This is a genomic window from Rhodanobacter denitrificans (genome assembly GCF_003335105.1).
Taxonomy (GTDB): domain Bacteria; phylum Pseudomonadota; class Gammaproteobacteria; order Xanthomonadales; family Rhodanobacteraceae; genus Rhodanobacter; species Rhodanobacter denitrificans_A.
In genome coordinates this window covers 220,138-242,075 of record NZ_QFWQ01000007.1, presented here as the reverse complement: position 1 = coordinate 242,075, position 21,938 = coordinate 220,138, and the positions used below count along the sequence as shown (strand labels likewise).

Annotated in this window: 25 protein-coding genes; 21 read left to right on the top strand and 4 right to left on the bottom strand. The window is 69.4% G+C overall.

Annotation, left to right across the window (positions count from 1 at the left end; genetic code table 11):
• Nucleotides 1–3: 3 nt before the first annotated feature.
• From atpB to glmU, 10 genes are all read left to right on the top strand, one after another.
• Nucleotides 4–822, top strand: a complete 819-nt coding sequence (gene atpB / locus DEO45_RS12935; RefSeq protein ID WP_114344342.1) for a F0F1 ATP synthase subunit A — start codon at nt 4–6, stop codon at nt 820–822.
• Nucleotides 823–890: 68 nt separating this feature from the next.
• Nucleotides 891–1,184, top strand: a complete 294-nt coding sequence (atpE, locus tag DEO45_RS12930) for a F0F1 ATP synthase subunit C (protein ID WP_114344340.1) — start codon at nt 891–893, stop codon at nt 1,182–1,184.
• A gap of 103 nt (nt 1,185–1,287) precedes the next feature.
• Nucleotides 1,288–1,758 carry a F0F1 ATP synthase subunit B gene (locus DEO45_RS12925; protein WP_114344338.1) on the top strand — a complete coding sequence of 157 codons (471 nt, stop codon included), beginning with the start codon at nt 1,288–1,290 and terminating at the stop codon, nt 1,756–1,758.
• Between the two features lie 3 nt (nt 1,759–1,761).
• Entirely contained in the window at nt 1,762–2,295 is a 534-nt protein-coding gene (locus tag DEO45_RS12920; RefSeq protein WP_114344336.1) for a F0F1 ATP synthase subunit delta, read from the top strand.
• A 59-nt stretch (nt 2,296–2,354) separates the two neighbouring features.
• Nucleotides 2,355–3,905, top strand: coding sequence for a F0F1 ATP synthase subunit alpha (gene atpA / locus DEO45_RS12915; protein WP_114344334.1), 1,551 nt, complete (start codon nt 2,355–2,357; stop codon nt 3,903–3,905).
• 110 nt (nt 3,906–4,015) lie between these two features.
• Complete coding sequence (atpG, locus tag DEO45_RS12910; RefSeq protein ID WP_114344332.1) at nt 4,016–4,933, top strand: F0F1 ATP synthase subunit gamma; 918 nt, start codon at nt 4,016–4,018, stop codon at nt 4,931–4,933.
• A 148-nt stretch (nt 4,934–5,081) separates the two neighbouring features.
• Nucleotides 5,082–6,494, top strand: a complete 1,413-nt coding sequence (gene atpD, locus DEO45_RS12905; RefSeq protein ID WP_114344330.1) for a F0F1 ATP synthase subunit beta — start codon at nt 5,082–5,084, stop codon at nt 6,492–6,494.
• A gap of 56 nt (nt 6,495–6,550) precedes the next feature.
• Nucleotides 6,551–6,976 carry a F0F1 ATP synthase subunit epsilon gene (locus tag DEO45_RS12900; protein ID WP_108471838.1) on the top strand — a complete coding sequence of 142 codons (426 nt, stop codon included), beginning with the start codon at nt 6,551–6,553 and terminating at the stop codon, nt 6,974–6,976.
• 172 nt (nt 6,977–7,148) lie between these two features.
• A complete protein-coding gene (locus tag DEO45_RS12895) occupies nt 7,149–7,685 on the top strand; it encodes a hypothetical protein (RefSeq protein ID WP_114344328.1) in 537 nt (178 codons plus the stop codon).
• 71 nt (nt 7,686–7,756) lie between these two features.
• Nucleotides 7,757–9,151, top strand: coding sequence for a bifunctional UDP-N-acetylglucosamine diphosphorylase/glucosamine-1-phosphate N-acetyltransferase GlmU (gene glmU / locus DEO45_RS12890; RefSeq protein WP_114344326.1), 1,395 nt, complete (start codon nt 7,757–7,759; stop codon nt 9,149–9,151).
• Nucleotides 9,152–9,234: 83 nt separating this feature from the next.
• On the opposite strand, the gene DEO45_RS12885 is transcribed toward glmU, so the two are convergent.
• A complete protein-coding gene (locus DEO45_RS12885) occupies nt 9,235–10,227 on the bottom strand; it encodes a pteridine-dependent deoxygenase (RefSeq protein ID WP_114344323.1) in 993 nt (330 codons plus the stop codon).
• 92 nt (nt 10,228–10,319) lie between these two features.
• Between DEO45_RS12885 and DEO45_RS12880 the strand changes: the two genes are divergently transcribed.
• The 8 genes from DEO45_RS12880 (at nt 10,320) to fabG (ending at nt 16,743) form a co-directional block, all read left to right on the top strand.
• A complete protein-coding gene (locus DEO45_RS12880; protein WP_114344322.1) occupies nt 10,320–10,589 on the top strand; it encodes a phosphopantetheine-binding protein in 270 nt (89 codons plus the stop codon).
• A 103-nt stretch (nt 10,590–10,692) separates the two neighbouring features.
• Nucleotides 10,693–11,412, top strand: coding sequence for a xanthomonadin biosynthesis protein (locus DEO45_RS12875; protein WP_114344319.1), 720 nt, complete (start codon nt 10,693–10,695; stop codon nt 11,410–11,412).
• On the top strand, nt 11,409–11,708 hold the full coding sequence (locus DEO45_RS12870) for a hydroxymyristoyl-ACP dehydratase (protein WP_114344317.1): 300 nt from the start codon (nt 11,409–11,411) through the stop codon (nt 11,706–11,708). Before DEO45_RS12875 ends, DEO45_RS12870 begins: the two co-directional genes overlap by 4 nt.
• Nucleotides 11,705–12,667, top strand: a complete 963-nt coding sequence (locus tag DEO45_RS12865) for an acyltransferase (protein WP_114344315.1) — start codon at nt 11,705–11,707, stop codon at nt 12,665–12,667. The genes DEO45_RS12870 and DEO45_RS12865 overlap by 4 nt, the downstream gene beginning before the upstream one ends.
• Nucleotides 12,588–13,247 carry a LolA-related protein gene (locus tag DEO45_RS12860; RefSeq protein ID WP_189339748.1) on the top strand — a complete coding sequence of 220 codons (660 nt, stop codon included), beginning with the start codon at nt 12,588–12,590 and terminating at the stop codon, nt 13,245–13,247. The genes DEO45_RS12865 and DEO45_RS12860 overlap by 80 nt, the downstream gene beginning before the upstream one ends.
• A gap of 2 nt (nt 13,248–13,249) precedes the next feature.
• The gene (locus DEO45_RS12855) at nt 13,250–15,568 is read left to right on the top strand and encodes an MMPL family transporter (protein ID WP_189339747.1); all 2,319 of its coding nucleotides are present in this window, start codon (nt 13,250–13,252) and stop codon (nt 15,566–15,568) included.
• Nucleotides 15,552–15,986, top strand: a complete 435-nt coding sequence (locus DEO45_RS12850; protein ID WP_114344311.1) for a phosphotransferase — start codon at nt 15,552–15,554, stop codon at nt 15,984–15,986. The genes DEO45_RS12855 and DEO45_RS12850 overlap by 17 nt, the downstream gene beginning before the upstream one ends.
• Before the next feature lie 19 nt (nt 15,987–16,005).
• Nucleotides 16,006–16,743 (top strand): 3-oxoacyl-ACP reductase FabG, encoded by a 738-nt coding sequence (gene fabG / locus DEO45_RS12845; protein WP_114344309.1) that lies wholly within the window; start codon nt 16,006–16,008, stop codon nt 16,741–16,743.
• 6 nt (nt 16,744–16,749) lie between these two features.
• On the opposite strand, the gene DEO45_RS12840 is transcribed toward fabG, so the two are convergent.
• The 3 genes from DEO45_RS12840 to DEO45_RS12830 are packed head-to-tail and all read right to left on the bottom strand — an operon-like array spanning nt 16,750 to nt 19,489.
• A complete protein-coding gene (locus DEO45_RS12840; RefSeq protein WP_114344306.1) occupies nt 16,750–17,505 on the bottom strand; it encodes a glycosyltransferase family 2 protein in 756 nt (251 codons plus the stop codon).
• Complete coding sequence (locus DEO45_RS12835; protein WP_114344303.1) at nt 17,502–18,299, bottom strand: beta-ketoacyl synthase chain length factor; 798 nt, start codon at nt 18,297–18,299, stop codon at nt 17,502–17,504. The genes DEO45_RS12840 and DEO45_RS12835 overlap by 4 nt, the downstream gene beginning before the upstream one ends.
• Nucleotides 18,296–19,489, bottom strand: coding sequence for a beta-ketoacyl-[acyl-carrier-protein] synthase family protein (locus tag DEO45_RS12830; RefSeq protein WP_114344300.1), 1,194 nt, complete (start codon nt 19,487–19,489; stop codon nt 18,296–18,298). The genes DEO45_RS12835 and DEO45_RS12830 overlap by 4 nt, the downstream gene beginning before the upstream one ends.
• A 150-nt stretch (nt 19,490–19,639) precedes the next feature.
• On the opposite strand from DEO45_RS12830, the gene DEO45_RS12825 reads away from it, so the two are divergent.
• The 3 genes from DEO45_RS12825 to hemF all read left to right on the top strand — a co-directional run bounded on the left by DEO45_RS12825 (nt 19,640) and on the right by hemF (nt 21,895).
• Nucleotides 19,640–20,341, top strand: coding sequence for a YdcF family protein (locus tag DEO45_RS12825; RefSeq protein ID WP_114344298.1), 702 nt, complete (start codon nt 19,640–19,642; stop codon nt 20,339–20,341).
• 81 nt (nt 20,342–20,422) lie between these two features.
• Nucleotides 20,423–20,863: a hypothetical protein gene (locus DEO45_RS12820; RefSeq protein WP_114344295.1), complete on the top strand. Its 441-nt coding sequence runs from the start codon at nt 20,423–20,425 to the stop codon at nt 20,861–20,863.
• Nucleotides 20,864–20,992: 129 nt separating this feature from the next.
• On the top strand, nt 20,993–21,895 hold the full coding sequence (gene hemF, locus DEO45_RS12815; RefSeq protein WP_114344293.1) for an oxygen-dependent coproporphyrinogen oxidase: 903 nt from the start codon (nt 20,993–20,995) through the stop codon (nt 21,893–21,895).
• Nucleotides 21,896–21,938 lie beyond the last annotated feature (43 nt).

The following is a 21,938-nucleotide window of genomic DNA, read 5'->3' as shown; positions in this document are numbered from 1 at the left end:
TCCATGGCAAGCGAGCCGACTGGCGGTCTTACCGAATACATCCAGCACCACCTCAAGCATCTGACCCCGCACACCAGCGAGGGCGGCTTCTGGGCGGTCCACGTCGACTCGGTCACCGTGTCGCTGGTGCTGGGCGTGCTGTTCTGCCTGTGGTTCTGGCTGAAGGCGCGCAAGGCCACCGCCGGCGTGCCGGGCAAGGGCCAGGCCTTTGTCGAAATCGTGCTCGAGTTCGTCGACGGCCAGGTCAAGGACGTGTTCCATGGCGACCGCCGCGTGCTGGGTCCGCTGGCGCTGACCGTGTTTGTCTGGGTGTTCCTGATGAACGCGATGGACCTGCTGCCGGTCGACCTGCTGCCGTGGATCACCGAAAAGTTTGGCATTGGCCACTTCCGCGCCGTGCCCACCGCCGACATCAACATGACCTTCGCGATGTCGCTGACGGTGTTCGCGCTGATCATCTTCTACAGCTTCAAGGCAAAGGGTGCCGGCGGCTACATGCACGAGCTGTTCACCGCGCCGTTCGGCAAGCATCCGCTGCTGTGGATCCCGAATTTCGCGCTGAACCTGGTCGAGCTGGCGTCCAAGCCGGTGAGCCTGGCGATGCGACTGTTCGGCAACATGTACGCCGGCGAGCTGGTGTTCATGCTGATCGCCGGCCTGTTCAGCGCCGGCGCCGGCCTGGCGGGCTGGGCGCTGTACGGTGCCGGCATCATCGGTTACACGGTGTGGGGCATCTTCCACATCCTGATCATCTCGATCCAGGCGTTCATCTTCATGGTGCTGACGATCGTGTACATCTCGATGGCACACGATCACCACTGATCGCGTTCGTCGAACCCTTCGCTTCAACCGTTTTGCCTATTCCAGTTTGAATTTCTCAGGAGACCACCGTGGAACATCTCGTCCAGTTTGCACAAATCCAGGGCTTCACCGCCATCGCGCTCGGCCTGATCATCGGCCTGGGTGCACTTGGTGCCTGTATCGGTATCGGCGTCATGGGCTCGAAGTTCCTTGAAGCCGCTGCGCGTCAGCCGGAGCTGGTGCCGCTGCTGCAGGGCCGCATGTTCCTGCTGGCCGGCCTGATCGACGCCGCGTTCCTGATCGGCGTGGCGCTGGCGATGTACTTCGCGGTGGCCAACCCGCTGCTGGGCAAGATCCTGTCGGCTGCCGGCGCGGGCCAGTAAGCAACATCCTCCGGTGGCGCCGTTGCGGCGCCACCGCGTATCCGATCCGGGCGCCGCGTGATGTCCGGGTCTGTTCCACTCCGTATCTACAGGTAACGCAGCGATGGATTTCAACGCGACCTTGATTGGCGAAATGATTTCGTTCGCCATCCTGATCTGGTTCAGCGTCCACTTCATCTGGCCGCACATCAACAAGGCCATCGAGGACCGGCAGGTCAAGATCGCCGAGGGCCTGAATGCCGCCGAGCGCGCCCACGCCGAGCTGAAGAGCGCGGACGTGAAGGTGGCCGGCGAGATCAAACAGGCGCGCCAGCAGGCCTCGGAGATCATCGACAAGGCCCAGCAGCAGGCCAACCAGATCATAGAGAAGGCCCGTGCCGAGGCAATCGCCGAGATCAACCGGCTGAAGGCCTCGGCGCAGGACGACATCGCCTCGCTGGCACAGCGCGCCCGCGACCAGTTACGCGAGCAGGTCGGCGCGTTGGCGGTGCAGGGTGCCAGCAAGATCGTGCAGCGCGAGGTCGATGCCTCGACGCACAAGGCCCTGCTCGACCAGCTCGCGGCAGGTCTTTGATCCATGGCCCAGGCAATCACCCTCGCCCGCCCGTACGCCCGCGCCGCGTTTGAAGTGGCGCATGCGGCCGGTTCGCTGGCCGCTTGGTCGCAGGCGCTGGCGTTCGCCGCCGCGGTGGCGAAGGATCCGCGCGTGGCCGGTTTCGGCAACGACCCGCGGGTGCTGCCGGCGCAGCTGGTGGCGCTGCATCTGCCCGCCGGCATGGACGCCGATAGCCCGTTCGGGCACTTCCTCGCCGAGATGGCCGAGCAGCGCCGGCTGGCGCTGCTGCCGGAAACGGCCGAACTGTTCGAGGCGTTCAAGCGTGAGTCCGAGTCGCAGCTGCTGGTCAAGGTGACCAGCGCGATGGCGCTGGACGCGGCGCAGGCCGAGCAGCTCAAGGCCTCGCTGAAGCGCCGCTTCAAGCGCGAGATCGAACTGGAAACCCAGGTTGATGCCTCGCTGCTGGCTGGCGTGGTGATCGATACCGGCAGCGAAGTGATCGACGGCTCCGCCCGCGGTCGTCTCGCGCAGCTTTCCAGCGCTTTGGCGCATTGACCCAAGAATCAAAACTATCGGGTGCCGCTGATGCGGCGCGAATCCCAGGAAAACTTGCCATGTCCAGCACAACACTGAATCCGTCCGAGATCAGCGAACTGATCAAGAGCCGCATCGAGCAGTTCAAGCTCGGCGCGGAAGCGCGCAACGAGGGCACGATCATCAGTGTGTCCGACGGCATCGTGCGCATCCACGGCCTGGCCGATGTGATGCAGGGCGAAATGATCGAGCTGCCGGGCAGTGCCTACGCACTGGCGCTCAACCTCGAGCGCGACTCGGTCGGCGCGGTGGTGCTGGGCGAATACCAGCACCTGCGCGAAGGAGACACCGCCAAGACCACCGGCCGCATCCTCGAAGTGCCGGTCGGCCCGGAGCTGCTCGGCCGCGTCGTCGATGCGCTGGGCAACCCGATCGACGGCAAGGGCCCGCTCAACGCCAAGCTCAACGCGCCGATCGAGAAGGTCGCGCCGGGCGTGATCTGGCGCAAGTCGGTCGACCAGCCGCTGCAGACCGGCTACAAGTCCGTCGACGCGATGATCCCGGTCGGCCGCGGCCAGCGCGAGCTGATCATCGGCGACCGCCAGACCGGCAAGACCGCGCTGGCGATCGATGCGATCATCGCGCAGAAGGATTCCGGCATTAAGTGCATCTACGTCGCGATCGGCCAGAAGCGTTCGTCGATCGCCAACGTGGTGCGCAAGCTCGACGAGAACGGCGCGCTGGCCAACACCATCATCGTGGTCGCCTCGGCGTCCGAGTCGGCCGCGCTGCAGTACGTCGCGCCGTACTCCGGCTGCGCGATGGGCGAGTACTTCCGCGACCGTGGCGAAGACGCGCTGATCGTCTATGACGACCTGTCCAAACAGGCCGTGGCCTACCGCCAGATCTCGCTGCTGCTGAAGCGCCCGCCGGGCCGCGAGGCGTACCCGGGCGACGTGTTCTATCTCCATTCCCGCTTGCTCGAGCGTGCCTCGCGCGTGTCTGAGGAGTACGTCGAGAAGTTCACCAACGGCGCCGTGAAGGGCAAGACCGGCTCGCTCACCGCGCTGCCGATCATCGAGACCCAGGGCGGCGACGTCTCCGCGTTCGTGCCGACCAACGTGATCTCGATCACCGACGGCCAGATCTTTCTGGAGACCGACCTGTTCAACGCCGGCATCCGCCCGGCCGTGAACGCCGGCATCTCGGTATCCCGCGTCGGCGGCGCCGCGCAGACCAAGATCGTCAAGAAGCTGTCCGGCGGCGTGAAGCTGGCGCTGGCGCAGTTCCGTGAGCTGGCGGCGTTCGCGCAGTTCGCCTCGGACCTGGACCCGGCTACCCGCGCGCAGCTGGACCGCGGCCAGCGCGTCACCGAGCTGATGAAGCAGAAGCAGTACGCACCGCTGTCGATCGCGGAGCTGGCGCTGTCGGTGTACGCCGCCGAGCAGGGCTATCTGGACGACCTGCCGGTGAACCAGGTGCTGGCGTTCGAGAAGGGCCTGCACGCGTTCATGCACCAGAACCACGCCGACCTGATGAAGACCATCGTGGCCACCGGCAACTGGGACAAGGACATCGAGGCCGTCTTCAAGGCTTCGCTGGACGAGTACAAGAAGACCGGCAGCTGGTAAGCCGATCCGGGAACCGGGAGCCGGGATTCGCAGGAGCCGCAGGTCGCGGCCTGGTCGAATCCCGGACCCCATCCCGAATCCCCCGAGCGAGCAAAGCGAGCGAATAGAGCATGGCAAGCGGACGCGAAATCAAAACCAAGATCAAGAGCACGCAGAACATGCGCAAGGTGACGCGCGCGCTCGAGATGGTCTCGGCCTCGAAGATCCGCAAGGCGCAGGACCTGATGAAGGCCTCGCGCCCGTACGCGCGCTCGATGCGCAAGGTGATCGCGCACGTGGCGCAGGCCAGCACCGATTTCAGCCATCCGTTCCTGGTCCAGCGCGACAACGTGGCGCGGGTCGGCTACATCGTGGTGTCGACCGATCGCGGCCTGTGCGGCGGCCTCAACTCCAACCTGTTCCGCCGCCTGCTGCCGGCGATCGCCGACTGGCAGAAGCAGGGCGTGCAGGTCGACGTGGTGGCGATCGGCCAGAAGGCCGTGGCGTTCTTTCGCCGGCTCAAGGGCGTCAACCTGGTCGGCAGCGTCAGCCACCTCGGCGAGAAGCCCAAGCTCGAACAGCTGGTCGGCGTGATCAAGGTGATGATGGACGCCTACCAGGCCAATGGCCTGGACCGCGTGTTCCTCGCCTACAACGACTTCGTCAACACGATGACGCAGAAGCCGACCATCGATGCGCTGCTGCCGCTGCCGCTGGTGGCCGAGGAGATGGAAGCGCACCAGGATGCGGGCGAGTCGGCCTATGCCGGTGTCAAGCTGGAAGCGAGCCACGACTGGGACTACATCTACGAGCCGGACGCGCAGACCGTGCTGGAGCACGTGCTGACCCGTTACATCGAGTCGGTGGTGTACCAGGCGGCGCTGGAGAACCTCGCCAGCGAGCACGCCGCACGCATGGTGGCGATGAAGAGCGCGTCGGACAACGCGAACAAGGTGATCGGCGAACTGACCCTGGTCTACAACAAGGCCCGCCAGGCCGCGATCACCCAGGAAATCAGCGAGATCGTCGGCGGTGCAGCGGCGGTGTAAGTGCGATCGGCTGTACCAATGCGATCATCCCTGATCGCAGAACAAGATCAAAAGGCGGCCATCCGTGGCCGCACTCCTAGTAAGAGCGACGTTTCATTTGGCGCTTTGTACACAACAAAATCTTAGAGATTCATCCGGAGCTATCAGCATGAGCCAGGGCAAAGTTGTTCAGATCATCGGCGCGGTCATCGACGTGGAGTTCCCGCGTGACCAGGTGCCGCAGGTGTATGACGCGCTGAAGATCGACGGCACCGAGATCACGCTGGAAGTGCAGCAGGTGCTGGGCGACGGCATCGTGCGCACCATCGCGCTTGGTTCCACCGAGGGCCTGAAGCGCGGCCTGGTGGCCCGCAACACCGGCGAAGGCATCAAAGTGCCGGTCGGCAAGCAGACCCTCGGCCGCATCATGGACGTGCTCGGCAATCCGATCGACGAAGCCGGCCCGATCGGCGAGCAGGACCGCTGGGTGATCCATCGCGAGGCGCCGAGCTACGCCGACCAGGCCGCGGCCAACGACCTGCTGGAAACCGGCATCAAGGTGATCGACCTGGTCTGCCCGTTCGCCAAGGGCGGCAAGGTCGGCCTGTTCGGCGGCGCCGGCGTCGGCAAGACCGTCAACATGATGGAGCTGATCAACAATATCGCCAAGGCGCACGCGGGCCTGTCCGTGTTCGCCGGCGTGGGCGAGCGTACCCGCGAGGGCAACGACTTCTACCACGAGATGAAGGACTCCAACGTCCTGGACAAGGTGGCGATGGTCTACGGCCAGATGAACGAGCCGCCGGGCAACCGCCTGCGCGTGGCGCTGACCGGCCTGACCATGGCCGAGTACTTCCGCGACGAGAAGGACGAGACCGGCAAGGGCAAGGACGTGCTGCTGTTCGTCGACAACATCTACCGCTACACCCTGGCCGGTACCGAGGTGTCCGCGCTGCTCGGCCGCATGCCGTCGGCGGTGGGCTACCAGCCGACCCTGGCCGAGGAAATGGGCGTGCTGCAGGAGCGCATCACCTCGACCAAGACCGGCTCGATCACCTCGATCCAGGCCGTCTACGTGCCCGCGGACGACCTGACCGACCCGTCGCCGGCGACCACCTTCGCCCACCTGGACGCGACCGTGGTGCTCTCGCGCAACATCGCCAGCCTGGGTATCTACCCGGCGGTGGACCCGCTCGACTCGACCAGCCGTCAGCTCGATCCGAACGTGATCGGCCAGGAGCACTACGAGGTCGCGCGCAAGGTGCAGGGCACGCTGCAGCGCTACAAGGAACTGAAGGACATCATCGCGATCCTCGGCATGGACGAGCTCAGCGAAGAGGACAAGCAGGCGGTGGCCCGAGCGCGCAAGTGCGAGCGCTTCTTCTCGCAGCCCTTCCACGTGGCCGAGGTGTTCACCGGCTCGCCGGGCAAGTACGTGTCGCTGAAGGAAACCATCCGCGGCTTCAAGATGATCGTGGACGGCGACGTCGACCACCTGCCGGAGCAGGCGTTCTACATGGTCGGCGGCATCGACGAGGCGATCAAGAAGGCCGAGGAGATGGGCGCCAAGAAGGCCGCCTGATCCTCCGGGCGGACCGCGCGTCCGCCCGCCGCCTTCAAGTATCTGGAATCTGAGCCATGACCCACACCATTCGCGTCGACATCGTCAGTGCCGAAGCCGAGATCTTCTCCGGCGACGCGACGATGGTCATCGCCACCGGCGAGATCGGTGAACTCGGCATCACGCCGCGCCACGCGCCGCTGATCACCCGCCTCAAGCCGGGCCACGTCGACGTGCTGCTGGCCGGTGGCGAGCGCCAGCAGTTCTGGATTTCCGGCGGCATGCTGGAAGTGCAGCCGCAGGTGGTCACCGTGCTGGCCGATACCGCCGCCCGCGCCGCCGACCTGGACGAGGCCTCCGCGCAGCGCGCCAAGAAGGAAGCCGAGGACGCACTGGCCAACCGCACCGACGCGATGGAAATCGCCGAGGCACAGGCCAAGCTGGCCGAGGCGATCACCCAGCTGCAGGCGCTGGAGCGGCTGCGCAAGAGCCTCAAGCATTGAGTTTTTGCGCTCGTCCTTGAGCGCAGAGCCAAGATCAAAAGGCGGCCCTCCATGGCCGCACTTTCAATAGAAGCGGTTGCTTCGATGGATATTGCGGAAAAGAACGCCGGTCTTGTGCCGGCGTTTTCGTATCGGCACGATGCAGCTTCCGATGACACACGTGAAGAGGCCGATGACGGGATCGCTGTCCGCTTTCCGCCACGGTGGCTGCGTGCTGTGGCTGCTGCTGGCGGCCTGCGCCACGACGCACCATCGGCCACCGCCGCCGGCCGCCGGCGATGCGTCATGGCGGGTAGCCGTGCCACCCGGCATGGTGCGCTACGCGCTGGCGTTGGGCGAGGTGTCCAGCGGCGCCTCGCCGTTCAAGCGCGTGGCGCCGGTATATCCGCCGGAGCTGCTGGCGCGTTGCCTGCCACCGCAGGAGGTACCGGCGTTGCTGATCGTCGACGGGCAGGGCAAGGTCGGCGAAGTGCGCGTGACCGACGAGGTGCAGGCCGATGCGGGCCGGCGCGCTTTTATTGACGCCGTGCGCGCGGCCGCGCTGCAGTGGCAATTCAATCCCCTGCTGATCACCCGCTGGGCCGCCGATGCCGACGGCAACAGCCATGCGGTGGACAGCGGGACGAAACCGTTCAGCCTGGCCTACGTGTTCCGTTTCGAGTGCCATGCCGGCAGGGCCGCGGTCTCGTCCGCGGCGGCGCAGCCCTGAGCCCGCTCCCGTCAGCTGGCGGACAGCACAGGCTGATATGCTTTTTTGATCACCTCGTGCCAGGGCCATTCATGAATCACGCTTCCCTACACGTCATCATCCTCGCCGCCGGCGCCGGCACGCGGATGAAATCGAACCGGGCCAAGGTGCTGATGCCGCTCGCCGGCCGGCCGCTGCTGGCGCACGTGATCGACGCCGCGCGCGCGCTGCGGCCGGCGGCCATCCACGTCGTCTACGGCCACGGCGGCGAGCAGGTGCAGGCGGCCTTCGCCGGCCAGGCCGACCCCGGATCAGGTCCGGGGCAGGCTCTGCGCTGGGTGCTGCAGGCCGAGCGGCTGGGCACCGGCCACGCGGTGGAGCAGGCGCTGGCCGGCGTGCCCGATGGTGTGGGCGTGCTGGTGCTGTACGGCGACGTGCCGCTGACCCGGGCCGAGACCCTGCAGCAGCTGGCGGCAGTGGCGGGCGGCTTCGGCCTGCTCACCACCCGGCTGGCCGATCCGCACGGCTACGGCCGCGTGCTGTGCGACGGCGACGGCCGCGTGCGAGCGGTGGTCGAGGAGAAGGACGCCGACGACGGCCAGCGCGCGGTGAACCTGGTCAACACCGGCATCCTGGTGGCCGACGCGCAGTCGCTGCGCGGCTGGATCGGGCGGCTCGACCGCAACAACGCACAGGGCGAGTACTACCTCACCGACATTTTCGGCATGGCCGCCGCCGAGCACCGGCCCGCGCTCAGCGTCGAATGCGCCGATCCGCTCGAAGCCGCCGGCGCCAACAACGCGCTGCAGCTGAGCGACCTGGAAGCGGCCTACCGCCGGCGCGCCGCACTCGCACTGATGGCGGCCGGCGTGCGGCTGGCGGATCCCCTGCGCATCGACGTGCGCGGCACGGTCGAGGCGGGGCGCGACATCGAACTGGACATCGACGTGATCCTCGAAGGCCGCGTGGCGCTCGGCGATGACGTGCGCATCGGTGCGTTCACCCGGCTGAAGGACGTGCAACTGGCCGCCGGCACGGTGGTGCAGCCGCACTGCGACCTGGACGGCGTGGTCACCCATGGCCCGTGCACGATCGGCCCGTTCGCGCGGCTGCGGCCCGGCACCGAGCTCGACGCCGGCGTGCACGTGGGCAATTTCGTGGAAACCAAGAAGGCCCGCCTCGGCGAGGGCAGCAAGGCGAACCACCTCACCTACCTCGGCGACACCGTGGTGGGTCGCGGCGTCAACATCGGCGCCGGCACCATCACCTGCAACTACGACGGCGTGAACAAGTTCGTCACGCGCATCGAGGACGGCGCCTTCATCGGCTCCAACAGCGCGCTGGTGGCCCCGGTGACGATCGGCGCCCAGGCCACCATCGGCGCCGGCTCGGTGATCACCCGCGACGCCCCGGCCGGCGAACTCACCGTGGCGCGCGGCCGGCAGCATACGTTCGAGGGATGGAAGCGGCCGCTGAAGCAGGAGTGAGTGGTGGAGCGAGGAGTGAGAAATGAGAGAAAGCGCGCTCGCCACCCGTTCCTCACTCCTCGCTCCATCACTCGCTTCCCGTCTTACGCGTAGCGCCAGCCGTCGATTTCCACCAGCAGTTCGCGGCGGCAGATGTCGCCGTGCAGCAGCAGCACCGGCACGCCGGGCAGGCGCTGCTGCAGGAAGTCGCGCACGCGTGCAGCGTCCGCGCCGTGGCGTACGTAGGCCTTCAGCGGCGAGCGGGTGTCGAAGCCGGCAGTCATGCCGGCGCTGGCCAGCAGCGCCTCGAGGTTGAGCAGGGTTTCCTCCAACTGGGCGTCGAGGTCGTCCTCGTGCGCCGAGGCGTGGCCGACCACGGCGGCGGTGCCGGAAATCGCCAGCACGTCCTGGGCCGGCAGCGCCATCGCGCGGGCGAAACTGGGAGGGGTGCGGCCGTACTGGCGCGGGTAGCGCCAGGCACTGACCTGGCGCGGGTTCTCCACCCGCGTGCCGGGCTGGTCGCAGGCCAGCAGATAGACCTGCAGGCGGTGTTCGTCGCCGTGGTGGCCGATCGCGGTGGCGGCGGGGAAGCCTTCGGCGAAGAAGTCGCCCATGCCGGCGGCGCGGCCGTCGCAGAAGTGCTTGTAGCGCTCGGCGTCGCCGTCGCCGTGATTGATCGCGCCCAGGTAATTCCAGACCCGCAGCACGTGCTGCGCCTCGCGCGTGGCGACGAAGCGGTGCAACTGCTCGTAAGCCAGCCGGGCGGTAGCGGTCGGGCCGCCGTGTTCGCGTTCGTCCAGCTCGATCGACGCGAACAGCCAGCCGCCGCCGGCCGACCAGCGCAGCGCACCGTCGCTGCCGCAGCTCACCGGCGCTTCGACCTGCCACAGCTCCAGCGGCGCCGGTGCATCGAGGGCCTCCAGCGCCACCTGCAGGCAGCGTGGGTCGGTGCGGGCCAAGGTGCCGGCGCCGAAGCCAAAGAGCGCCAGCGTGCCGGGTTCGGCCAGCAGCGCGGCGGCGTCGCCCATGCGGTAGGACACCTGCGGCGCGCGGCGCGGCTGCGGGTCCAGCTGGGGGTTTTCACATCCTTGCATCATGGCGTACAACCGGGAACGACAAGGGCGCTATGTTACACTCCGCGCCCACTGCCACCGGGGGGAGGCAATGCATCAAGAGTACGGAATCGAGCATGGTGGAACAGACAGCGGCGCAGCACGAATTGGCCACCCTGGTGGTGGCATGCCTGAATCTCGACTCCGTCACCCCCGAACAGATCGACCCGGATGCGCCGCTGTTCGGCGGCGAACTGGGGCTGGATTCGATCGACGCGCTGGAAATCGCCCTGGCCGTGTCCAAACGCTACGGCTTCCAGCTGCGCTCGGACAACCCGGCCAACCGGCAGATCTTCACCAGCCTGCGCACGCTGTCCGCGCACGTCGAGCAGCACCGCGCCGGTTGACGCCGGCGGTTCGGCCCGGCCGCGTCCGCGACACGCCCTTCATGTGCCGTTCCATTGCCCGTGGCAGGCTCGACGTTCCGGCGGAGCCGATGCGGAACCCGGCATGACGTCCTCTTCACTTTCGTCCGATCACGCCACGCGGCGCTTTGGCTTGCTGCTGCTGCCGGCCTATCCGCTGCTGGCGATCGCCGGTGCGGTGACGCAGCGGCAGGTCTTCGCGTTGCTGGCGCTGGCCCTGCTGGCGACCGTGCTGCTGCTGCCGCAGCTCGTGGCACGCCGCGCCGCGTCGTGGCTGCTGTGGTCGGGCCTGCTGGCCGGCCTGTTGCTGACCTGGCGCTACGGCTTTGCCGAGCTGTTGCTGGAGGCGGTGCCGGTGCTCATCAATGCGCTGCTGGCGTACTGGTTCGGCCGCACGCTGGGCACGGCTGAGCCGTTGGTGCAGCGCTTCATCGTCGCCATCGAAGGCGCCGAACGCCTGCAGCAGCCGGGAGTGGCCGCCTACGCGCGCCAGGTCACCTGGTTCTGGACGGCGCTGCTCGGCGCCCAGGCGCTGCTGCTGGCCGTGCTGCTGCTGTGCGCCGATCAGAGCGGGCTGCTGGCGCGCGCCGGCGTCGCCTCGCCGCTGCCGGTGCCCGAGCGCTGGGCCGCGACATGGCTGCACCTGGGTGGCTACCTGCTGCTGGGCGCGGCGTTCCTGCTGGAATACCTCTATCGCCGCTGGCGACTGCGCCATCTGCCGCATCCCGGCCTGCACGACATGCTGCTGCAGCTGGTGCTGCACTGGCCCCAATTGCTGCACGGCAAGCGCGCGGTGGCGCCATGAACGCCGGCTTCAAGCAGACGCTGCGCGTCGGTGCGGAGCATCCGGCGTTGCCGGGCCACTTCCCCGGGGCGCCGCTGGTGCCGGGGGTGCTGCTGCTGGAGCAGGTGGCGCTGGCCCTGCGCGCCTGGCGCGGCCAGCGGCTGGGCCGCGTGCTGGACGCGAAATTCACGGCGCCGCTGCTGCCGGACGAGACGGCGCAGCTGCATCTGACGGCGATGGACGGATCGCGCATCCGTTTCGAGATCCGGCGTGACGGCATGCTGCTGGCACGCGGCCTGGTCGAGGGAGCGACGTGAGTACACATGGACACTGGCAGAGTCGGCCCGAAGGCGGCGGCCGTTTCGCGCTGTGGCTGATCCGCACGATCGCGCTGCACGGCGGGCGCCGCCTGGGCCGGCTTTGCCTGTACCCGATCACGCTGTACTTCTTCCTGCGCCGCGGGCCGGAACGGCGGGCCTCGCGCCAGTACCTGCAGCGCGTGTTCCGCCGGCCGGCCACGGCGTGGCAGGTGCTCAGGCACATCCATTGTTTCGCCGCCACCATCCTGGACCGGATCTTCCTGCTGGCGCACGGCGAGCGGCCGTTCCAGATCGAGACCGAAGGCCTGGACCTGCTCGACCAGCGCATCGCGCAGGGTCGCGGCGTCTTGTTGTTCGGCTCGCACCAGGGCAGCTTCGAGGCGTTGCGCGCGATCGGTGCGCGCCGGCCGCAGATGTCGTTGCGGGTGGTGCTGGACAAGCAGAAAACCCCGGCGATGACCGAGCTGCTGGAAGCGCTGGCGCCGGAGGTGGGCGCCTGCGTGATCGACGCGGCGCAGGACGGCACCACGATCGCACTGGCGATGGCCGAGGCCTGCCAGGATGGCGCGCTGGTGGCGATGCTGGCCGATCGCGGCCGCGGCCACGAGGTGCTGCGGCGTACCGGCCTGCTCGGTTCCCCGGCGCCGTTCCCGATCAGCCCCTGGCTGCTGGCGCATACGCTGCAGGTACCGGTGGTGCTGTGTTTCGGCCTGTACCTGGGCGGCAACCGCTACAAGCTGATCTTCGAACCGTTCAGCGAGCGGGTGGAGATCCCGAGGCATGATCGCGGCCCGGCACTGGACGCCCTGATTTCCCGCTATGCGAAACGGCTGGAACACTACATCCACGTCGCTCCCTACAACTGGTTCAACTTCTATGATTTCTGGCAAGACGCACCCGCTGCTGGTGAGCCTGCTGCTGAGCCTGCTGCCGTGGGCGAGCACGTCGGCGTCTGAGCCGGCACCGGCCGCCTCGGCGTCGGCGCTGGTGGCCGCGCTGGGCCAGCCGGCACCGGCGCATACCGCGTTCGCCGAGGCGCGCTTCCTGCAGGTGCTCGACCGGCCGCTGGTGGTCTCCGGCGAATTGTCGTGGCTGGGCGGCGACCGGCTGCAGCGGCGCGTCGAGCATCCGCAGCAGGAAACCGCCACCATCGCCGACGGCGAGGTGACCCAGCAGCGCGACGGCCGCAGTCCGCGACACTTCTCGCTGAAACGCGCGCCGCAGCTGCAGGTGCTGCTGGACAGCTTCGTGGCCCTGCTCAGTGGCGACGCCGCGCGCCTGCAGCAGGCGTTCGAGATCCGCCAGAGCGGCGACGCCGGCGGCGCGTGGACGCTGACCCTGGTGCCGCGCGACGCCCGCGTCGCCAAGACCGTTGCCAGCATCCGCATCGACGGCTACGCGAAGGCATCGCGCTGCATGCACCTGCAGGAAGCCGACGGCGACCTCGCGGTCGACCTGCTCGGTCCGCTGGCCGCGCGGATGCCGGCCGCACCCACCCGCGAGGCGCTTGAGGCGCTGTGCCAGGGCGCACCTTGAGCATGCGCACAGGCGCCCGCGCGACGCTGCTGGTGCTCTGGTTGCTGGCGCTGGCCGGGTTGGGCTGGATGGTCAGCCAGCGGCTGCGCGTCAGCACCGACCTGCGCAGCTTCATGCCCGCGCCGACCACGCCGGACCAGCGCCTGCTGATGGAGCAGGTCGGCGAGGGGCCGGGTTCGCGATTGCTGCTGCTTTCCATCCATGGCCAGTCCGATGAACGGCTGGCGGCGCTGAGTCAGGGCCTTGCCGCGGCGCTGAAAAACGACCGGCGCTACAGCCAGGTGCTCAACGGCAGCTTTGACCTCGGCGCGCTGGACGCGGGCCTGCTGCCCTACCGCTACCTGCTGTCGCCCACGCTGGACACGCAGCCGCTCGACCAGGCCTATCTCGCCGACCAGCTGCAGCAGCGGCTGGACGATCTGTCTTCGCCCGCCGCCAGCCTGCTCAAAGGCCTGCTGCCGCGCGATCCCACGCTGGAGGTGCTGAAGCTGGCCGAGCGCTGGGCGCCGGCGAAATCGCCGGAGCTGCGCGAAGGCGTGTGGTTCTCGCCATGGGGCGAGGCGCTGCTGCTGGTGCAGACCGTCGCCGCCGGTTTCGACCCCGGCGCGCAACAGCAGGCGATCGACGGCATCCGCCGGGCGTTCGCCACGCTGCCGGGCAGTGCCGGTGCAACGCTCGAACTGAGCGGGCCGGGCTACTTCAGCGTGGTGGCCGCGGCGCAGACGCGGCACCAGGCCGACTGGATCGGGCGCATCTCCACCGTGGGCTTCATCGCGCTGCTGCTGCTGGCGTACCGCAGCGTCGGCTCGCTGCTGCTGTCGGCGCTGCCGATCGCCAGCGCCGCGCTGGCCGGCATCGCCGCGCTCATCGTGGCCTTCCCCGCGGTGCACGGCATCACCCTGGCGTTCGGCTTCACCCTGCTCGGCGTGGCGCAGGAGTACCCGATCCGCGTGCTCAGCCACCGCCGTGCGGGCGAGGATGCGGTGGCCAGCGTGCGCACGCTGTGGCCGCTGCTGCTCACCGCGATCGCCTCGGCCTGCATCGCCTACCTGGCGTTCTACGCGTCCGGCGTGAACGGGCTGAAGCAGCTGGCGGTGTTCACCATCGTCGGCCTGCTGGTGGCCGGCTTCAGCACGCGCTACCTGCTGCCGTACCTGCTGCCGCGGCGCGTGCGCGACGTGGCCGCGATGCGTTGGCTGCTGCGGGCGCGCACGTGGGTCGACCGGCTGCCACGGCCGCGCTGGATTCCGGTCGTGGTCGCCGCGGCGATCGTGGCGATGCTGGCGCTGGCCCGCGGCCCGTTCTGGCAGGACAACCTCGCCGCGCTGACCCCGCTGCCGCCGGACCTGCTGCAGCACGACGCGCGCCTGCGCGAAGCGCTGGGCGCGCCCGACGTGCGCTACCTGCTGGTGCTGGAGGCGCCGAGCGCGCAGGGCGTGCTGGCGCTGTCGGAAACGCTGCAGCCGCGGGTCGATGCGCTGCTGGCGCGGCATGCTGCCGATGCGCTGGAACTGCCATCGCGCTACCTGCCCAGCGTGGCCGTGCAGCGCGAACGGCAGGCGAAGCTGCCCGACCGCGCCACGCTGCAGCACGCGCTGGACGAGGCGCTGCAGGGCCTGCCGTTCCGCGCCGACCTGTTCCGGCCGTTCGTCAATGATGTGCAAACCGCACGCACGTTGCCGCCGCTGACGCCAGAACGCTACGCGCAGACGCCGCTGGGCCAGCGCCTCGCCGCGATGCTGGTCGAGCGCGACGGCCACTGGCTGGGCCTGGGCACGGTCAGTGGCGTGCACGACGTGGCCGCGTTGCAGGCGCTGGGCGCAGACACGCATGGCGCGGTGCGCCTGCTCGACCTGAAGGCCGCCTCCGAATCGCTGGTGGTTGATTACCGCTCGCGTATCCTGCAGGCGCTCGCGGCCGCCGCGTTGCTGCTGGTGCTGACCATCGCGCTCGCGCTGCGCAGCCTGCGCCGCGCGTGGCACGTGCTGGCGCCGATGACCCTGGCCACCTTCCTGGTGCTGGCGGTGGAGCGCGTGGCCGGTGTCGAGATCTCGCTGTTCCACCTGGTCGCGCTGATCCTCGCCGGTGGGCTGGGCCTGCACTACGCGCTGTTCTTCGAGCGCGACACCGGCGACGCAGCCGAGCAGCGGCGCACGCTGCACGCCACGATCGTCTGCGTGCTGTCCGCGCTGCTGGTGTTCGGCATGCTGGCGTGGGCCACGATCCCGGTGTTGCGCGCGATCGGGCTCACCGTGAGCCTGGGCGTGGCCTTCCACTTCTGCCTGTCGATCCTGATGGCGCCGCATGCTCGACAAGACTGACTGGGCAGCGCTCATCCCGCACGCGGGCACGATGTGCCTGCTGGATGCGGTGCTGGCCTGGGACGAGCGCACGATCCACGCAACCAGCGCCAGCCATGCACGCGCAGACAACCCGCTGCGCAGCGCGCACGGCCTGCACGCGGTGCATCTGGCCGAATACGGCGCGCAGGCGATGGCGGTGCATGGCGCGCTGCTGGCGCGTGCGCGCGGCCTGGTCGAAGTGCGCCCGGGCCGGCTGGTCAGCCTGCGCGAGGTGCAGCTGTTCGAGGAATACGTCGACCGGCTCGACGGCGCTCTGGACGTCCATGCCGAATGCCTTTACGCCGACGACGGTGGCGCGCAATATGCGTTCCGCGTCGAGCATCGCGGCCGGCTGCTCGCCAGCGGGCGTGCCGCGGTGATCCATCCTTCCCGCTGATCCGCCTGCGAGTCCTCCCATGTCCGAAGCCCCTCCCGCACGTCGCGCCCTGGTCACCGGCGGCAGCGGCGAGCTCGGTGGCGCGATCTGCCACGCACTGGCCGCGGCCGGTTGGCAGGTGATCGTGCACGGCCATCACAGCCTGAGCCGGGCGGAGGAAACCGCGGCGACGATCGTCGCCGCAGGCGGCCGCGCGCAGGCGATCGCGTTCGACGTCACCGACGCGGAAGCGACCCGTGCCGCGCTGGACGCGTTGCTGGCCGAAGGGCCGATCCATGCGCTGGTGAACAACGCCGGCATCCACGACGACGCGCCGATGGCCGGCATGAGCGACGCGCAGTGGCACCGGGTGATCGACGTCTCGCTGCACGGTTTCTTCCATGTCACCCAGCCGCTGCTGCTGCCGATGGCGCGCGCGCGCTTCGGCCGCATCGTCTCGATCGGCTCGGCGGCGGCGCAGCTGGGCAACCGCGGCCAGGCCAACTACGCGGCGGCGAAAGCGGCGCTGGTGGGCGCCGGCAAGTCGCTGGCGCGCGAGATGGCCTCGCGCGGCATCACCGTCAACGTGGTGGCGCCCGGCGTGATCGAGGGGCGCATGGCCGAGGCGGCCTTCCCGTCCGAACGCATCCGCGAGCTGGTGCCCGCGCAGCGCGCCGGCAAGCCGGAGGAGGTCGCCGCGCTGGTGGCGTTCCTGTGCTCGGACGTGGCCGGCTACATCAACGGCCAGGTGATCGGCGTCAACGGCGGCATGGGCTGAATCGCATCAGTCCGCGCCAGCGTCGACCACGAGCGGCGCACCGCGCGAGCGACGATAGCTGCGGATCACGTGGCCGTAGTGGACCACCCGGCCGATCGTGTAGGTGGTGATGCGGGTGACGTCGCGCACCGGCTTGAGGTGGCTGGGGCGGAATGCACCGTGATAGCGCGAGGCGATCGGCACCGAGACCACGCCGAGCTGCTTCTCGCGCGAAGCGGCGATCAGGATCGCCGCTTCGAACACGAAGTTTTCCGCCGGCAGGTCGACCAGTGCCAGCGCCGCGCGCGGGTACCAGCGCTGCCCGCTCTGGGTGTCGGCCACCGGTTGCGCGCAGGCCCACGAGATGCCCCAGTCGGCCACCGCGTTGGCGCGGCGGCGGCCCTTCGGCTGCTGCTCGCGGTCGAGCAGGCGTGCGCCGATCACGATGTGTTGCGGGTAGCGTTGCGCGGCGGCCACGATGTGCGGGATGTCGGCGGCCAGATGCTGGCCGTCGCCGTCCATCGTCAGCACCGCGTCGTAGCCCTGCCGCAGCGCTTCGCGAAAGCCGTGGCGCAGCGCCTCGCCCTTGCCGCGGCGTTCGTCATGGCGCAGCAGGGTCACCGGCAGGGCGGCGACGATCTCGGGCGTGCGATCGTCCGAGCCGTCGTCGATCACGATCACCGGCGCACCCAGCGCCAGCACGGATTCGAGCACGGACCGGATCGCGGCCTCCTCGTTGAGGCAGGGGATCAGCACGCACCAGCGCGCGGCGGGGGTATTCAAGCGACGGGCTCCATGTCGATGTGCAATTCCAGTGTAGCGGTGGTGGCCAGTCGGCAGTGGCCGCCGCGGCCGGCGGCGAGCAGGGCCAGCAAGGGCAGGCTCACCGCTGACGGATTGCCCTCGCGCCAGCCGGCCAGCGGCTCGGGCAGTGGCGCGTCGAGGGCCGCGCGCGGCTGCAGGCCGAGGTCGAGCCGGGCCAGCGTGGTGGCGCCGGCCTGCGGCGCCAGCACCAGCGCGCAGCCGAATGGCAGGCGGCAGGCGGTGACTTCGTCCAGCGGGCCTCTGCTGGCGGTGTCGCTGCATACCAGCAGCACCGGGCGCTGTTCGGCCAGCACCTGGCTGGCCGCCTCGAGCAGGCCGGCGCCGAAGCTCTCGCGCTGGGCGCAGACCGCGGTGGACGGCGCGTGGCAGCCGGTGGCGATGGTCCAGTAGCCGACCGCGGCGTTGTGCACCGAATTGTGGAAGCGGGTCGGCGACAGTTCCATCGGCGAGTGCGCCAGGGTGGCGCACATGTAGTCGGTGATCGCCTGGTCGCCATGCGAGGAGGCGAACACGCAGGCCAGCGCGGCGGCGTCGCGGCCGCTCATCGCCAGCGCCTGGCCGGCCACTTCGATCGCCAGCAGCACGCTCTCCGGTGCGCGGCGGCGCTCGTTCGGCGGCAGCATGGCGGCGGAGGGTCGCGCCGGCGCCGGCTCCGGCGTGCTACCGGCGAGCAGGTTCCGCAGTGCCGCGAAGTCGGCCAGCGGCGGCGACCACAGGCCGACGCCTTCCACATGGACGCTCAGCGCGGTCATGCGGCGGACCCCGCGCGGGCGAACGCGAGGCAGGCATTGTTGCCGCCGAAGCCGAACGAGTTGCTGAGCGCCACGTCGACGCGCCGGTGTTCGTTGCGCCAGGCGAAGTGCGCGCCGCAGATCGGATCGGGCGTGTCGCCGCCGAGATTGCCGGGCACCAGACCGTGTTCGATCGCCTGCAGCGCGATGGTCGCCTCGACGATGCCGGCCGCGCCCAGCGTGTGGCCGGTGTAGCCCTTGGTCGAACTGGCCCGCGTGGTGGCAGGGAAGGTGCGGCTGACCAGCGCCGCCTCCACCGCGTCGTTCTTCAGGCTGGCGGTGCCGTGCAGGTTGATGTAGTCCACCTGCGCCGCGTCGAGGCCGGCGCGCGCCAGCGCGTCGCGCAACGCCAGTTCGGCGCCGAGGCCGTCCGGGTGCGGCGTGGACATGTGGTGTGCGTCGCTGGCCTCGCCATAACCGAGCAGCCGCGGCGCATCGGGCGCCGCCTCGATGCGCTCCAGCAGGGCGAAGCCGGCGGCCTCGCCGATCGAGATGCCGTTTCGCGCGGCGTCGAACGGGCGGCACGGCTCGGGCGACACCAGCTCCAGCGCGTTGAAGCCGAACAGCACGCTGTCGCACAGGGTGTCCACGCCGCCGACCACCGCCGCATCGACCAGGCCGAGGCGGAGCATCCGCTCGGCGCTGGCGAACACCTTGGCGCTGGACGAGCAGGCCGTGGAGACGGTCAGGCACGGCCCTTCCAGGTCGAGCGCGGCGGCAGCGAACCCGGCCAGCGAATGCGGCGCGTGGATCGCCGGGCGCAGCATGTCGTCGGGCATGCCGCCATCGGGATCGAGCCGGCGATAGGCCTCCTCGGTGGCGCCGATGCTGGCGGTGGAGGTGCCCAGCAGCAGCGCCACGCGGGCGGCGCCGTAGCGTGCGCGCGCCGCCCCCACGCGGTCGAGGAAGCCGTCCTGGTTCAGGCCCAGCCAGGCCAGGCGGTTGTTGCGGCAGTCCCAGGCGGCGAGCGCGGCGGGCAGGGCAGTGTCCTCCACGCCGTCGACACGGCCGATCCAGCAGGCCAGCGGCGCGCTGCTGATGTCGTTGGGGCGCAATCCGCTGCGGGCGCGCTCGAGCGCATCGAGCTGTGCCGCCAGGCCGCTGCCCATGGCGGAGGTGGCGGTGTAGGCGGTGACCGCGAGGGGTGTCATGGGAAGGGGCATCAGGAAAGCCTAACGTTGACCCTGCAGAATGCCTAGCCTGTGACCAGGTGGGCATTCAGGGTGGTTGCCGGGGCATGAAGCTGCCGCGAACCGGATACGCCCGGTTAAGCTGGAGCGCCCGCTCCTCCGCAAAATCCCGTGTCGTCGAACCCGTCCCCCTCACCAAGCTGGCGCTACCTGCGCGACCGCGACGTGCAGCATGCCGCGCTGGTCACCGTGCTGGCGCTGCTGCTCAGCGCGGGCCTGGTCTGGCTGGGTTACCTGATCCACGTCTGCCGGGTCGCCGCGCGCAGCCCGCTGGCGCCGCCACGGCGGATGGTGGCGCTGGTGTTCGGCCGCCGGCTCGAGCGCGATGCGCCGGAGCACGACTACCGGCAGCGGCTGCGCCGTGCGCTGGCGTTGGCTGAGCAGCAGCAAACCGGCCACCTGCTGCTGCTCGGCGGCTGCAGCGGCGGCCAGCGCAGCGAGGCCGCCGCCGGCCAGGCTTGGCTGCGGCAGCACGGCCTGCCTGGCACGGTGCGGCTGGAGCTGGAGCAGGATTCGGTGGATTCGCTGGAGAACCTGCGCCACGCGCGCCGCCTGCTGCTGGCCGAGGCCGGCAACGCCGGCCTGCCGCCGGTGGCGCTGGTGACCAGCCGCTACCACCTGGCCCGCTGCCTGTTGCTGGCGCGACGGCTCGGTTTCGACAGCACCCCGGTAGCGGCCGAGCCGGCGATGCCGCGGCATCGGCGCTACCTCGGCCTGCTCCTGGTCGAGGCCAGCTATCTGATGTGGACCGATCTGGGCCTGCGCTGGGCGCAACTGATCGGACACCGGCGGATGCGCGCGCGGATCAGCTGAGCGGCCGGGTTGTACGCCGCGCGCCGCCCCGGCAGACTGCACGGGCCGCGCGCCTTGCCGGCCTATCAGGGAGGAAACACGATGCCGCGTTCACGGCTATTATTGCTGTTGCTGCTGCCCATGCTGCTGCTGACCATGGCGTTCCGCCAGACCCCGCTGGTCGACCCGCCGCCGATCGACGTGCCCGCCGGCCTGACCGCGGTGCAGGTGAGCAAGGCGGTCAAGGGCGCGCTGATCGGTCGTACCTGGGTCGTCACCGCCGAGCATGCCGATGGCATCGACGCGGCGCTGAACGGCAACGATTACCAGGCGAGGATCCACGTCGCCTTCGACACGCACCAGGTCAAGATCAGCTACGCCGGTAGCACCAACCTCAAGTACGAGGTGAAGAAGGACGGCACCCGCCTGATCCATACGAACTACATGAACTGGATGCGTTACCTCAGTGGCGACATCGGCCGGGATCTGCAGCTGATTTCCGCCGGCGCCGAAGCGATGCCGATGGCTTCGCCGGGCGGCTGATTCTCCGGCCATCCGCGATGACGACGGCCCCGCCCGCGGGGCCGTCGTCGTTTCCGCGCGACGCCACGCCGCATCCGCCGGATCGTTCGCCTTGCTAAGCTCGCCGGATCGAACCGACGACGCCAGACGATGAGCGAGCAAGCCAACCAGGCCGAAACCTTCCTGCGCGAACTGCAGGACCGCATCTGTGCTGCGATCGAGCAGGCCGACGGCGGCGCGCGGTTCGAGGAAGACGCGTGGACGCGTGAGGCCGGCGGCGGCGGGCGCACCCGCGTGCTGCGCGACGGCGCGGTATTCGAGCAGGCCGGGGTGAACTTCTCGCGCGTGCATGGCCACCCGTTGCCGCCCAGCGCCACCGCGCACCGGCCCGAGCTGGCCGGCGGCAGTTTCATCGCCACCGGCGTGTCGCTGGTGCTGCACCCGAAGAACCCGCACGTGCCGACCACCCACGCCAACGTGCGCTACTTCGAGGCCAGCAAGGAAGGCGTGGCGCCGGCGTGGTGGTTCGGCGGCGGCTTCGACCTCACTCCCTTCTATCCGGTGGACGAGGACGTGCGGCACTGGCATGCGGTGGCGCGCGACGTGTGCGCGCCGTACGGCGCGGACGTCTACCCACGCTACAAGCAGTGGTGCGACGAGTACTTCTACCTCAAGCACCGCGGCGAGACGCGCGGCGTCGGCGGGTTGTTCTACGACGACCTCAACGAAGGTGGCTTCGAGCGCTGCTTCGCGTTCACCCGCGACGTGGGCCAGGGTTTCCTCGACGCCTACCTGCCGATCGTCGAACGGCGCAAGGCCACGCCGTACGGCGAGCGCGAGCGCGAGTTCCAGCTGTACCGGCGCGGCCGCTACGTGGAGTTCAACCTGGTCTACGACCGTGGCACGCTGTTCGGCCTGCAGTCGGGCGGGCGCACCGAGTCGATCCTGATGAGCCTGCCGCCGCGCGTGCGCTTCGAGTACGCGTATCAGCCGGAGGCCGGCTCCGCCGAGGCGAAGTTGGCCGAGTACCTCAAACCGCGCGACTGGCTGTGATGAGAGAAACTAGTAAAGAGGAGTGAGAAACGAGTAAGTCGAG

Excerpts from the sequence above, each read along its gene's own strand:
- fabG (WP_114344309.1), top strand. The coding sequence starts at position 16,006 with ATGTCCGAAGCCCCTCCCGCACGTCGCGCCCTGGTCACCGGCGGCAGC.
- DEO45_RS12875 (WP_114344319.1), top strand. The coding sequence starts at position 10,693 with ATGACGTCCTCTTCACTTTCGTCCGATCACGCCACGCGGCGCTTTGGC.
- atpA (WP_114344334.1), top strand. The coding sequence starts at position 2,355 with ATGTCCAGCACAACACTGAATCCGTCCGAGATCAGCGAACTGATCAAG.
- hemF (WP_114344293.1), top strand. The coding sequence starts at position 20,993 with ATGAGCGAGCAAGCCAACCAGGCCGAAACCTTCCTGCGCGAACTGCAG.
- DEO45_RS12830 (WP_114344300.1), bottom strand. The coding sequence starts at position 19,489 with ATGACACCCCTCGCGGTCACCGCCTACACCGCCACCTCCGCCATGGGC.
- DEO45_RS12860 (WP_189339748.1), top strand. The coding sequence starts at position 12,588 with ATGATTTCTGGCAAGACGCACCCGCTGCTGGTGAGCCTGCTGCTGAGC.
- DEO45_RS12920 (WP_114344336.1), top strand. The coding sequence starts at position 1,762 with ATGGCCCAGGCAATCACCCTCGCCCGCCCGTACGCCCGCGCCGCGTTT.
- DEO45_RS12850 (WP_114344311.1), top strand. The coding sequence starts at position 15,552 with ATGCTCGACAAGACTGACTGGGCAGCGCTCATCCCGCACGCGGGCACG.
- DEO45_RS12855 (WP_189339747.1), top strand. The coding sequence starts at position 13,250 with ATGCGCACAGGCGCCCGCGCGACGCTGCTGGTGCTCTGGTTGCTGGCG.
- atpG (WP_114344332.1), top strand. The coding sequence starts at position 4,016 with ATGGCAAGCGGACGCGAAATCAAAACCAAGATCAAGAGCACGCAGAAC.
- DEO45_RS12925 (WP_114344338.1), top strand. The coding sequence starts at position 1,288 with ATGGATTTCAACGCGACCTTGATTGGCGAAATGATTTCGTTCGCCATC.
- DEO45_RS12870 (WP_114344317.1), top strand. The coding sequence starts at position 11,409 with ATGAACGCCGGCTTCAAGCAGACGCTGCGCGTCGGTGCGGAGCATCCG.
- DEO45_RS12880 (WP_114344322.1), top strand. The coding sequence starts at position 10,320 with ATGGTGGAACAGACAGCGGCGCAGCACGAATTGGCCACCCTGGTGGTG.
- DEO45_RS12835 (WP_114344303.1), bottom strand. The coding sequence starts at position 18,299 with ATGACCGCGCTGAGCGTCCATGTGGAAGGCGTCGGCCTGTGGTCGCCG.
- DEO45_RS12900 (WP_108471838.1), top strand. The coding sequence starts at position 6,551 with ATGACCCACACCATTCGCGTCGACATCGTCAGTGCCGAAGCCGAGATC.
- DEO45_RS12885 (WP_114344323.1), bottom strand. The coding sequence starts at position 10,227 with ATGATGCAAGGATGTGAAAACCCCCAGCTGGACCCGCAGCCGCGCCGC.
- DEO45_RS12820 (WP_114344295.1), top strand. The coding sequence starts at position 20,423 with ATGCCGCGTTCACGGCTATTATTGCTGTTGCTGCTGCCCATGCTGCTG.
- glmU (WP_114344326.1), top strand. The coding sequence starts at position 7,757 with ATGAATCACGCTTCCCTACACGTCATCATCCTCGCCGCCGGCGCCGGC.
- atpB (WP_114344342.1), top strand. The coding sequence starts at position 4 with ATGGCAAGCGAGCCGACTGGCGGTCTTACCGAATACATCCAGCACCAC.
- atpD (WP_114344330.1), top strand. The coding sequence starts at position 5,082 with ATGAGCCAGGGCAAAGTTGTTCAGATCATCGGCGCGGTCATCGACGTG.
- DEO45_RS12895 (WP_114344328.1), top strand. The coding sequence starts at position 7,149 with ATGACGGGATCGCTGTCCGCTTTCCGCCACGGTGGCTGCGTGCTGTGG.